At 67.7% G+C, this 5,680-nt stretch carries 6 protein-coding genes; 1 reads left to right on the top strand and 5 read right to left on the bottom strand.

Annotated elements, in window-relative coordinates:
* Window positions 1–58: 58 nt before the first annotated feature.
* From AUP43_RS05985 to hisG, 3 genes are read right to left on the bottom strand one after another with little or no spacing between them, the layout of a single operon-like run.
* The gene (locus tag AUP43_RS05985) at window positions 59–550 is read right to left on the bottom strand and encodes a UPF0262 family protein (protein WP_067553783.1); all 492 of its coding nucleotides are present in this window, start codon (window positions 548–550) and stop codon (window positions 59–61) included.
* Window positions 551–553: 3 nt separating this feature from the next.
* On the bottom strand, window positions 554–1,858 hold the full coding sequence (gene hisD / locus AUP43_RS05980; RefSeq protein ID WP_067553781.1) for a histidinol dehydrogenase: 1,305 nt from the start codon (window positions 1,856–1,858) through the stop codon (window positions 554–556).
* Complete coding sequence (hisG, locus tag AUP43_RS05975; RefSeq protein WP_067553780.1) at window positions 1,848–2,528, bottom strand: ATP phosphoribosyltransferase; 681 nt, start codon at window positions 2,526–2,528, stop codon at window positions 1,848–1,850. The genes hisD and hisG overlap by 11 nt, the downstream gene beginning before the upstream one ends.
* 182 nt (window positions 2,529–2,710) lie before the next feature.
* On the opposite strand from hisG, the gene AUP43_RS05970 reads away from it, so the two are divergent.
* Window positions 2,711–3,883 carry a PAS domain-containing sensor histidine kinase gene (locus AUP43_RS05970; RefSeq protein WP_232314890.1) on the top strand — a complete coding sequence of 391 codons (1,173 nt, stop codon included), beginning with the start codon at window positions 2,711–2,713 and terminating at the stop codon, window positions 3,881–3,883.
* Between the two features lie 6 nt (window positions 3,884–3,889).
* Here the strand turns inward: AUP43_RS05970 and AUP43_RS05965 are convergent, their stop codons facing one another.
* Together AUP43_RS05965 and AUP43_RS05960 are read right to left on the bottom strand one after the other, a co-directional pair.
* Window positions 3,890–5,110, bottom strand: coding sequence for an MFS transporter (locus AUP43_RS05965; RefSeq protein WP_067553776.1), 1,221 nt, complete (start codon window positions 5,108–5,110; stop codon window positions 3,890–3,892).
* A 6-nt stretch (window positions 5,111–5,116) separates the two neighbouring features.
* Window positions 5,117–5,575, bottom strand: coding sequence for a DUF2948 family protein (locus tag AUP43_RS05960; RefSeq protein ID WP_067553773.1), 459 nt, complete (start codon window positions 5,573–5,575; stop codon window positions 5,117–5,119).
* Window positions 5,576–5,680: the final 105 nt, after the last annotated feature.

The raw sequence follows: 5,680 nt of genomic DNA, 5'->3' as shown, positions 1-5,680 counted from the left end.
CGGAGCTGGGTGAGGGGAGACGGCTCAAGGCCGATGCCAATCGCAATCGCCATGCGCCTCACCCCCTGATATGCAGGACGCAGATGAGGGTGAAGAGCCGGCGGGCGGTCTTGAAGTCGATCTCGACCTTGCCCGACAGCCTCTCGCGCAGCAATTCGGAGCCTTCGTTGTGCAGGCCGCGCCGGCCCATGTCGATGGCCTCGATCTGCGACGGCGTGGCGCGGCGGATGGCCTGGTAATAGCTTTCGCAGATCGTGAAATAATCCTTCACGATGCGCCGGAAAGAGGCGATCGGCAGTTGCACCTCCGCCACCGGCGCCTCGGCGGTGGTGCGAATATTCATCACCAGGCGGTTATCCTCGATCGACAGGATCAGATGATACGGTCCGCCTTCGTGACCAGCCGGCGCGAAGCTGTTCTCCTCCAGCAGATCGTAGATCGCCACTGCCCGCTCATGCTCGACCTCCGGGCTGCGGCGCACCACCGTGCGCTCGTCAAGCACGATCCTGACGAGGCGTCGGTTGCTATCGCCCTCCGGCGCGCCGGCCAAGCCTCAGGCGCCCTGCGGCTGGCCCAGCCTCACGGCAACGGAGCGGGCATGGGCGTCGAGCCCCTCGGCCTCGGCCAGGGTAATGGCGGCCGGGCCGATGCGGCCCAGGCTGGCGGCGTCGCAGCGGATCAGCGTGCTGCGCTTCATGAAGTCATGCACACCCAGGCCGGACGAGAAACGCGCCGTGCGCGATGTCGGCAGCACATGGTTCGGCCCGGCAACGTAATCGCCGATGGCCTCGGGCGTATGGCGGCCCAGGAAGATCGCCCCGGCATTGCGGATTTTCGCCGACAGCGCGTCGGGATCGGCCACCGCCAGTTCCAGATGCTCGGGTGCTATGCGGTCGACCAGCGGCACGGCGTCGGCCAGGGCCGTCACGGTGACGATGGCGCCGTAATTCCTCCAGCTCAGCGCCGCGATCTCGCCGCGCGGCAGTTCGGCCAATTGCCGCTCGACGGCCGCCGCGACGGCATCGGCGAACAGCGTATCGTCAGTGATCAGCACCGATTGCGCATCGTCGGAATGTTCGGCCTGGCTGAGCAGGTCGGCGGCGATCCAGTCGGGGTCGTTATCCTTGTCGGCGACGACCAGGATTTCCGACGGGCCGGCGATGGAATCGATGCCCACCGTGCCGAACACCTGGCGCTTGGCCTCCGCCACATAGGCGTTGCCGGGGCCGACGATCTTGTCGACCGGCTGGATGGTCTGGGTGCCATAGGCCAGCGCGCCGACCGCCTGCGCGCCGCCCAGACGATAGATTTCCGTCACGCCGGCCAGCTTGGCGGCGGCCAGCACCAGCGGATTCAACGCCCCGTCCGGCGTCGGCACGGTCATCACGATGCGCGGCACGCCCGCCACCTTGGCCGGCATGGCGTTCATCAGCACCGAGCTGGGATAGGCCGCCAGCCCGCCGGGCACATACAGCCCGACCGCCGATACCGATGTCCAGCGCAGCCCCAGCTCCACCCCCTCGGCGTCGCTGTAGCCGAAGCCTTCCGGTACCTGCCGGCGATGGAAGGATTCGATGCGCGCGGCGGCGATCTTCAGCGCCTCGATCTGCTTGGCGTCGCAGGCGGCGAAGGCGGCATCCACCTCGGCGGCGGTGACGCGCATGGTTTCGGCGGTCAGGGTGACACGGTCGAATTTCCGCGTATAGGCCAGCACGGCGGCATCGCCCTCGGCGCGCACGCGCTTCAGGATATCCGTGACCACGCCGACGACATCGACGCCATTGTCGCGATTTTCGGCCAGGAAGGCGGCGAATTCCTGCTCGAAGCCGGCGGCGGCGGCATTCATCCTACGCGGCATTGGCCATCTCCGCCGCGGCGTCGCGGAACCGGTCGATCCAGTAGCCGACCTGCTCCGGCCGGGTTTTTAGCGCCGAGCGATTGACGGCGAGACGCGAGGATATCTCCGCGATCCGCTCGATCTCGACCAGCCCGTTCGCCTTCAGGGTCGAGCCGGTGGAGACCAGATCGACGATGCGCCGGCACAGCCCCAGGCTGGGGGCCAGCTCCATCGCGCCGTTCAGCTTGATGCATTCCGCCTGCACCCCACGCGCGGCGAAATGGCGGCGGGTGATCTCGGGATATTTCGTCGCCACGCGCACATGGCTCCAGCGCTGAGGATCGTCGCGCCCGGCCAGGTCCGCCGGCTCGGCCACCGACAGGCGGCACTTGCCGATGCCCAGATCGAGCGGCGAATAGATTTCCGGATAGGTGAATTCCATCAGCACGTCGCTGCCGGCCACGCCGATATGCGCCGCCCCGAAGGCGACAAAGGTGGCGACATCGAAGCTGCGCACGCGGATGATGCTGACTTCCGGCCGGTTGGTGGCGAAGGTGAGCTGGCGCGAATGCTCGTCCTCGAACGCCGCCTCCGGCTCGATGCCGGCATGGCGGACCAGCGGCATCACTTCCTTGAGGATGCGGCCCTTGGGCAGGGCGAGGACCAGCCTGTCATTCGCGTTCGCGGACATGATGAGTCTTCCAAAAAAGCGCACGGATTGCGCCGACGGCAAGGGACCGCTTGACCTAGGCGCTGCGGGCCGAAGAGTCAACGGGCTGCGGCAATTCCGGCCGTAACGATTTCAGGCTATCGCGCGCGGCGGCGGAACATTTATATAAATCGCACTGCAACAGCATAACGAGTATCCGTCGGGTGACTTCGTCAGACCGCTCCGCCCCATCGGAGAGCAATCCCAAGGCGACCGAAGCCTTGCGGCCGATCGACGCCGATTACCAGTCCATTTTCGAGAATGCCAATGTCGGGCTGTATCGCTCGGCGCTGGATGGCCGGCTGGTGCGCGCCAACCCGGCGCTGGCGATCCTGAACGGCTATGCCAGCGAAGCCGAAATGCTGGAGGATCTGCGGCACAACGGCAATGAATGGTATGTCGATCCGGGCCGCCGGGCGGAGTTCCACCGGCTGATGGCGCAGCAGCAATCGGTGCGGGATTTCGTCTCCCAGGTCTACCGGATGAAAAGCCGGGAGCGCATCTGGGTGTCGGAGAAAGCCTGGACCGTGCGCGGCCCTGATGGCCAGACCTTGTTCTACGAAGGTGTGGTCGAGGACATCACCGACCGGGTGAAGGCCGACGCCGAGCTGGCGGCCGCCCGCATCGCCGCCGAGGCGGCCTCGGAGGCGAAAAGCACCTTCCTGGCGGTGATGAGCCACGAGCTGCGCTCCCCGCTGAACGCCATCATCGGCTTTTCGGAGATCATCGCCAACCGGATCTACGGCCCCGACGATCCGCGCTATTTCGACTATGCCGAGGATATCCACGCCAGCGGCACGCAGCTTTTGTCGCTGATCGAGGACATCCTGGACATGTCGAAGATCGGCGCTGGCCATATGCAGCTGCGCGAAACGACGGTCAGCGTGCCGAATCTCGCCACCAGCGTGCTGCGGCTGTTCGCCGCCAATGCAAGCAAGGCGCAGCTTGCGCTGACCATGCAGTTCCCCGATCACTATCCTGTCCTGCGGGGCGACCCGGTGCGGCTGAAGCAGGTGCTGACCAACCTGGTCGCCAATGCGGTGAAATTCACCCCGCCCGGCGGCAGCGTGATGGTCGGCGGGGACCAGACCGCCGATGCGGTGCGCTTCTGGGTCGCCGATACCGGCCCCGGCATGACGCCGGAGGAATGCGCGCGCGCGGTGGAGCCTTTCGTGCAGGTGCATGACAGCATGACCGTGCATATGGGCGGCACCGGGCTGGGCCTGCCGATCAGCCGCGACCTGATCGCCCTGCATGATGGCACGCTGACGCTGGACAGCGCCAAGGGAGCCGGCACCCGCGTGATCGTCGCCCTGCCGCGCGGCCGGGTGGTCTGAGGCGCTTCAGCACGCGCCCGGCTGCCCCCCGCGCTGCCCCCCATGGGGGCTGAACAGATAGGGCACCAGCCCCAGCAACAGCGCCAGCGCGGCGGCGGCGAAGATCCAGGCGAAGATGCCGGCCGGCGGCAGGCCGGCATTGCCGGCGGCCTCTGCGATCCGCCCGAAGCCGGCGGCGGCGATGCCATAACCCAGGAAGACGAAGGAATTCAGCAGGCCGAAGCCGCGCCCGCGCACCGCCGGGTCCAGCACGCTCTTGCCCTGGGCCATCAGCAGCGGGTGGATATTGCCGATGGTGAACAGCAGCGCGATCAGCGCCACGCTGGGGACCACGCCGCCATCCGGCACCGCCGTCAGCGCGGCGGCGGCCAGCACCGAAACGGCCAGCCAGATCGAGGCGATGCGCTTGGCGTTCCAGCGCCGCACCAGCAGCGGCACGGCGAAGGCCGACAGCAGCCCGCACAGGCTGGCGACCGTCATCGCCTCGCCGCGCTGCACCGCGTCCATCGCGTAGACATCCGCCAGGTAAGGGCCGCCCCAGGCGTTGCGAAAGGTAATGCCGGCCGCCAGCACCAGGCAGGCCGGGATCAGCGTCCACAGTGCCGGCACGCGCAGCAGCGCCAGGCAGCCGCGCACGGTCTCGCCCGCCGATTCCGGCACCTGGCCGGCTGGGCGGGCGTCGCGGACAAAGCGCCAGACCCCCAGCAGGGTCACGAGGGTCAGCAGCGCCGCCATCGCCAGCGCGCTGCGCCAGCCGAACAGATAGGTCGCCCAGCCCAGCGGGGCCGCCGCCATGAAGGCCCCGGCGGTGCCGATGGCGCTGGTCAGCGTGATGGTCTGCACGAAGCGCTGTTCCGGCAGATGGTGCGAGGCGTAATAGACCAGCGCCATGAACAGCGGCGCGCAGGCCAGCCCCAGCCCGGCCTGCGCCACCAGGGCCAACGTATAGCTGTGGGTGACGGCGATCAGCCCGGCGCTGACCACGCCAAGGCCCAGCAGCGCCGTCACCGGGCGGCCGACGCCGAACCGGTCGAAGGCGATGCCGACGGGAATCTGCGCGCCGGCGAAGGACAGGAAAAAGGTGGAGGACAGCCAGCCGAACATGGCCGGCGTCAGGCTCAGCTCCTGCATCACCTCGGGCGCTATAACGGCGAGATAGCTGCGGAAGAACTGGCTGAGCACGACCGCGAAGGTCAGCACCGCCACGGCCCGGGTGGTGGCGCGCATGGAAGCCTAGCGCGCCTCGACAGGATGATGCGGGCGGAAGATGGTCGGCCAGGGCTCGCCGAAATCCTCGGCCACGATGTCGGTGCGCGCGACCTCCAGGCGGATCGCCTTGTCGCCGGCGAAGATCAGCTCGACATGCGCGGCCCCGTCGCCCTCCGCCGCCCGCACGGTCAGCAAATCGAGAAAATCGCCGCGGTCGCGCTGCCGGTCGATGCCGGACAGGCGGGCGCGATAGACGCCCTGGAAGGTGATGCCGCACAGCACGCGCTCATAGCGATCGCCGGCGACAGGCTGTTCCTGCGGGCCCAGCATCTCCCAGCGGAACCGGTGAGCGACCAGCACGAACTCGCCGGGCATCGTCTCGTCGCCGGGCTGGAACGCCATATCCTCGACCGGCACGACGGCATCCTGCAGATAGGCGGCCATCACCACCATATCCTCGGCATTCTCCGCCCGAACCTTCAACGGTCGGTAATCCGTCAAACCCGCCCCCGCTCTTTATCTTCGCCGGATTATCATAGCACCGGTCGCCGCCGTGTCGGCATTAAACCGCCCGATGCTTCGAGACGG

It is taken from the genome of Oceanibaculum pacificum (assembly GCF_001618175.1).
GTDB classification, from domain to species: domain Bacteria; phylum Pseudomonadota; class Alphaproteobacteria; order Oceanibaculales; family Oceanibaculaceae; genus Oceanibaculum; species Oceanibaculum pacificum.
This window is presented reverse-complemented; position numbering and strand designations above follow the sequence as displayed.